2 tRNA genes and 2 rRNA genes are annotated in these 5,519 nt (G+C 53.7%); all 4 read left to right on the top strand.

The features are described from left to right. The first annotated feature begins 222 nt into the window (after positions 1–222). The 4 genes from CIC12_RS26385 (at position 223) to CIC12_RS26400 (ending at position 5,248) form a co-directional block, all read left to right on the top strand. Positions 223–1,757: ribosomal RNA gene (locus tag CIC12_RS26385) — 16S ribosomal RNA — on the top strand. A 78-nt stretch (positions 1,758–1,835) separates the two neighbouring features. Beyond that, a tRNA-Ile gene (locus CIC12_RS26390) sits at positions 1,836–1,912 on the top strand. Positions 1,913–1,966: 54 nt separating this feature from the next. Then, positions 1,967–2,042: transfer RNA gene (locus CIC12_RS26395), tRNA-Ala, on the top strand. Positions 2,043–2,366: 324 nt separating this feature from the next. Next, positions 2,367–5,248: ribosomal RNA gene (locus CIC12_RS26400) — 23S ribosomal RNA — on the top strand. Together the 16S and 23S rRNA genes with 2 tRNA genes alongside form the textbook arrangement of a ribosomal RNA operon. The last annotated feature ends 271 nt before the right edge of the window (positions 5,249–5,519 follow it).

A 5,519-nucleotide genomic window follows, 5' to 3' on the forward strand; every position in this document is an offset into this window, starting at 1 on the left:
TGTGCGTGAGCGGATCGATCTTTAAAAATTAACAGCCGATAAGTGTGGGCGCTTGATGCCAGGCGCGAGGCGGGTTCTGCGGAGCCTGCCGTAAAGCGAAAGTATCAAGTCTCACACAGTAATGAAAGGAAGGTTTGGCCGTCGAGAGGCGGATCGAACACTTCGTCAGTACGTTGAGTGAGCGACCGGTTTCGAAAGAGACCGAAAAACAGTAACAGGTTTGAACTGAAGAGTTTGATCCTGGCTCAGATTGAACGCTGGCGGCATGCCTTACACATGCAAGTCGAACGGCAGCACGGGGGCAACCCTGGTGGCGAGTGGCGAACGGGTGAGTAATACATCGGAACGTGTCCTGGAGTGGGGGATAGCCCGGCGAAAGCCGGATTAATACCGCATACGCTCTGAGGAGGAAAGCGGGGGATCTTTCGGGACCTCGCGCTCAAGGGGCGGCCGATGGCAGATTAGCTAGTTGGTGGGGTAAAGGCCTACCAAGGCGACGATCTGTAGCTGGTCTGAGAGGACGACCAGCCACACTGGGACTGAGACACGGCCCAGACTCCTACGGGAGGCAGCAGTGGGGAATTTTGGACAATGGGGGCAACCCTGATCCAGCAATGCCGCGTGTGTGAAGAAGGCCTTCGGGTTGTAAAGCACTTTTGTCCGGAAAGAAATCCCTTGCCCTAATACGGCGGGGGGATGACGGTACCGGAAGAATAAGCACCGGCTAACTACGTGCCAGCAGCCGCGGTAATACGTAGGGTGCAAGCGTTAATCGGAATTACTGGGCGTAAAGCGTGCGCAGGCGGTTCGCTAAGACAGATGTGAAATCCCCGGGCTTAACCTGGGAACTGCATTTGTGACTGGCGGGCTAGAGTATGGCAGAGGGGGGTAGAATTCCACGTGTAGCAGTGAAATGCGTAGAGATGTGGAGGAATACCGATGGCGAAGGCAGCCCCCTGGGCCAATACTGACGCTCATGCACGAAAGCGTGGGGAGCAAACAGGATTAGATACCCTGGTAGTCCACGCCCTAAACGATGTCAACTAGTTGTCGGGTCTTCATTGACTTGGTAACGTAGCTAACGCGTGAAGTTGACCGCCTGGGGAGTACGGTCGCAAGATTAAAACTCAAAGGAATTGACGGGGACCCGCACAAGCGGTGGATGATGTGGATTAATTCGATGCAACGCGAAAAACCTTACCTACCCTTGACATGTATGGAACCTGGCTGAGAGGCTGGGGTGCCCGAAAGGGAGCCATAACACAGGTGCTGCATGGCTGTCGTCAGCTCGTGTCGTGAGATGTTGGGTTAAGTCCCGCAACGAGCGCAACCCTTGTCCCTAGTTGCTACGCAAGAGCACTCCAGGGAGACTGCCGGTGACAAACCGGAGGAAGGTGGGGATGACGTCAAGTCCTCATGGCCCTTATGGGTAGGGCTTCACACGTCATACAATGGTCGGAACAGAGGGTCGCCAAGCCGCGAGGTGGAGCCAATCCCAGAAAACCGATCGTAGTCCGGATCGCACTCTGCAACTCGGGTGCGTGAAGCTGGAATCGCTAGTAATCGCGGATCAGCATGCCGCGGTGAATACGTTCCCGGGTCTTGTACACACCGCCCGTCACACCATGGGAGTGGGTTTCACCAGAAGTAGGTAGCCTAACCTGCAAAGGAGGGCGCTTACCACGGTGGGATTCATGACTGGGGTGAAGTCGTAACAAGGTAGCCGTATCGGAAGGTGCGGCTGGATCACCTCCTTTCTCGAGCTAGCGTGTCAGAAGTGTTGAGCGCTCACGCTTATCGGCTGTGAATTTGAAGAGAAACGCAGACAGACTCAGGGGTCTGTAGCTCAGCCGGTTAGAGCACCGTCTTGATAAGGCGGGGGTCGATGGTTCGAATCCATCCAGACCCACCAAGGTCTTCTCTGGTGCGCTGACTGTCTGGAAACCGCTGGGGTATCTGCATGACCGGGGGATTAGCTCAGCTGGGAGAGCACCTGCTTTGCAAGCAGGGGGTCGTCGGTTCGATCCCGTCATCCTCCACCAATCTTCAATGCGCAATGTTCTGCAGAAGCGATGCAGAGGATTATGCATTGGCGATTGAGCCAGTCAGTAAGGATATGCGGTTATAGCAATCGTGATATCGGCTGTCGTTCTTTAACAATCAGGAAGAAGTAGTAAAGAGATTCACGAAAGTGTTCTTAGAGATGAGGGCATGAGTAGGTGAATCAGGGTTGTGATTGTATCAATGTATTTTTAAGTGATCGGAAGATTGCTTTGGAATACGGCGCAACACGAATACTCAACCTGTAGCGAGTGTGGCCAACGCGGTCTTCCCAGTGAAGGTCGTGAGAGACATACCCGTTATAGGGTCAAGCGAACAAGTGCATGTGGTGGATGCCTTGGCGATCACAGGCGATGAAGGACGCGGTAGCCTGCGAAAAGCTTCGGGGAGCTGGCAAACGAGCTTTGATCCGAAGATGTCCGAATGGGGAAACCCGGCCCGTATGGGTCATCCGCAGCTCAATACATAGGCTGCGCGAAGCGAACGCGGTGAACTGAAACATCTAAGTAACCGCAGGAAAAGAAATCAACCGAGATTCCCAGAGTAGTGGCGAGCGAAATGGGATCAGCCTGTACTCTTTATCTTCATTGTTAGTCGAAGGCTCTGGAAAGTGCTGCCATAGCAGGTGATAGCCCTGTAGACGAAAACAGTGGGGAAGAACTAGGTGTACGACAAGTAGGGCGGGACACGTGAAATCCTGTCTGAAGATGGGGGGACCATCCTCCAAGGCTAAATACTCGTGATCGACCGATAGTGAACCAGTACCGTGAGGGAAAGGCGAAAAGAACCCCGGGAGGGGAGTGAAACAGATCCTGAAACCGCATGCATACAAACAGTCGGAGCCTTTGAAAGAGGGTGACGGCGTACCTTTTGTATAATGGGTCAGCGACTTACATTCAGTGGCAAGCTTAACCGATTAGGGCAGGCGTAGCGAAAGCGAGTCCGAACAGGGCGTTCAGTCGCTGGGTGTAGACCCGAAACCAGGTGATCTATCCATGGCCAGGATGAAGGTGCGGTAACACGTACTGGAGGTCCGAACCCACTAACGTTGAAAAGTTAGGGGATGAGCTGTGGATAGGGGTGAAAGGCTAAACAAACCTGGAAATAGCTGGTTCTCTCCGAAAACTATTTAGGTAGTGCCTCGTGTATCACCTTCGGGGGTAGAGCACTGTCATGGTTGTGGGGTCCATTGCGGATTACTACGCCATAGCAAACTCCGAATACCGAAGAGTGCAATCACGGGAGACAGACATCGGGTGCTAACGTCCGGTGTCAAGAGGGAAACAACCCAGACCGCCAGCTAAGGTCCCCAAATATTGCTAAGTGGGAAACGAAGTGGGAAGGCTAAAACAGTCAGGAGGTTGGCTTAGAAGCAGCCATCCTTTAAAGAAAGCGTAATAGCTCACTGATCGAGTCGTCCTGCGCGGAAGATGTAACGGGGCTAAGCAATATACCGAAGCTGCGGATGCACATTAGTGTGCATGGTAGGAGAGCGTTCCGTAAGCCTGCGAAGGTGCACTGGAAAGTGTGCTGGAGGTATCGGAAGTGCGAATGCTGACATGAGTAGCGATAAAGGGGGTGAAAAGCCCCCTCGCCGTAAGCCCAAGGTTTCCTACGCAACGTTCATCGGCGTAGGGTGAGTCGGCCCCTAAGGCGAGGCAGAAATGCGTAGCTGATGGGAAGCAGGTTAATATTCCTGCACCATTGTCAAATGCGATGGGGGGACGGATCGCGGAAGGTTGTCCGGGTGTTGGAAGTCCCGGTCCTTGCATTGGAGAAGGCGCTTTGGCAAATCCGGGCGCGGAATTCAAGGGTGCGAGGCCATTCACTTCGGTGAAGAAGCAATCGGAAGTGGTTCCAGGAAAAGCCTCTAAGCTTCAGTTTGACAGTGACCGTACCGCAAACCGACACAGGTGGGCGAGATGAGTATTCTAAGGCGCTTGAGAGAACTCGGGAGAAGGAACTCGGCAAATTGGTACCGTAACTTCGGGATAAGGTACGCCCCTGTAGCTTGACTGGCCTGCGCCAGGAGGGTGAAGGGGTTGCAATAAACTGGTGGCTGCGACTGTTTAATAAAAACACAGCACTCTGCAAACACGAAAGTGGACGTATAGGGTGTGACGCCTGCCCGGTGCCGGAAGATTAAATGATGGGGTGCAAGCTCCTGATTGAAGTCCCGGTAAACGGCGGCCGTAACTATAACGGTCCTAAGGTAGCGAAATTCCTTGTCGGGTAAGTTCCGACCTGCACGAATGGCGTAACGATGGCCACACTGTCTCCTCCCGAGACTCAGCGAAGTTGAAGTGTTTGTGATGATGCAATCTCCCCGCGGCTAGACGGAAAGACCCCATGAACCTTTACTGTAGCTTTGCATTGGACTTTGAACCGGTCTGTGTAGGATAGGTGGGAGGCTTTGAAGCGTGGACGCCAGTCTGCGTGGAGCCGACCTTGAAATACCACCCTGATCTGTTTGAGGTTCTAACCTTGGCCCGTGATCCGGGTCGGGGACAGTGCATGGTAGGCAGTTTGACTGGGGCGGTCTCCTCCCAAAGTGTAACGGAGGAGTACGAAGGTACGCTAGGTACGGTCGGAAATCGTGCTGATAGTGCAATGGCATAAGCGTGCTTAACTGCGAGACCGACAAGTCGAGCAGGTGCGAAAGCAGGTCATAGTGATCCGGTGGTTCTGTATGGAAGGGCCATCGCTCAACGGATAAAAGGTACTCTGGGGATAACAGGCTGATACCGCCCAAGAGTTCATATCGACGGCGGTGTTTGGCACCTCGATGTCGGCTCATCTCATCCTGGGGCTGTAGCCGGTCCCAAGGGTATGGCTGTTCGCCATTTAAAGAGGTACGTGAGCTGGGTTTAAAACGTCGTGAGACAGTTTGGTCCCTATCTGCCGTGGGCGCTGGATATTTGAAGGGGGCTGCTCCTAGTACGAGAGGACCGGAGTGGACGAACCTCTGGTGTACCGGTTGTCACGCCAGTGGCATCGCCGGGTAGCTATGTTCGGAAGAGATAACCGCTGAAAGCATCTAAGCGGGAAACTCGCCTTAAGATGAGATATCCCCGGGGCTTCGAGCCCCTTGAAGGGTCGTTCAAGACCAGGACGTTGATAGGTCAGGTGTATAAGCGCAGTAATGCGTTAAGCTAACTGATACTAATTGCCCGTAAGGCTTGATCCTATAACAGGTGTGTCTCGACCAGCGTTAGCGCTTGAGCGCTTACACTGGTCCGATCCCCGAAGGGGGATGCGCTGAACTCCCAGTGAGTTCGAGCCCGACACCCAGGTTGAGATCAGTGTTGTGCCAGAAACAGCACAACCCNNACTTCTCTGGTGAGCATCACCAGAAACTACTTCTTCCAGATTGGTTGTATTGCCCCAAAGGCAGTGCGACAACAAGTCATGCCTGATGACCATAGCGAGTCGGTCCCACCCCTTCCCATCCCGAACAG

The organism is Paraburkholderia sp. SG-MS1, from assembly GCF_012275575.1.
GTDB lineage: Bacteria > Pseudomonadota > Gammaproteobacteria > Burkholderiales > Burkholderiaceae > Paraburkholderia.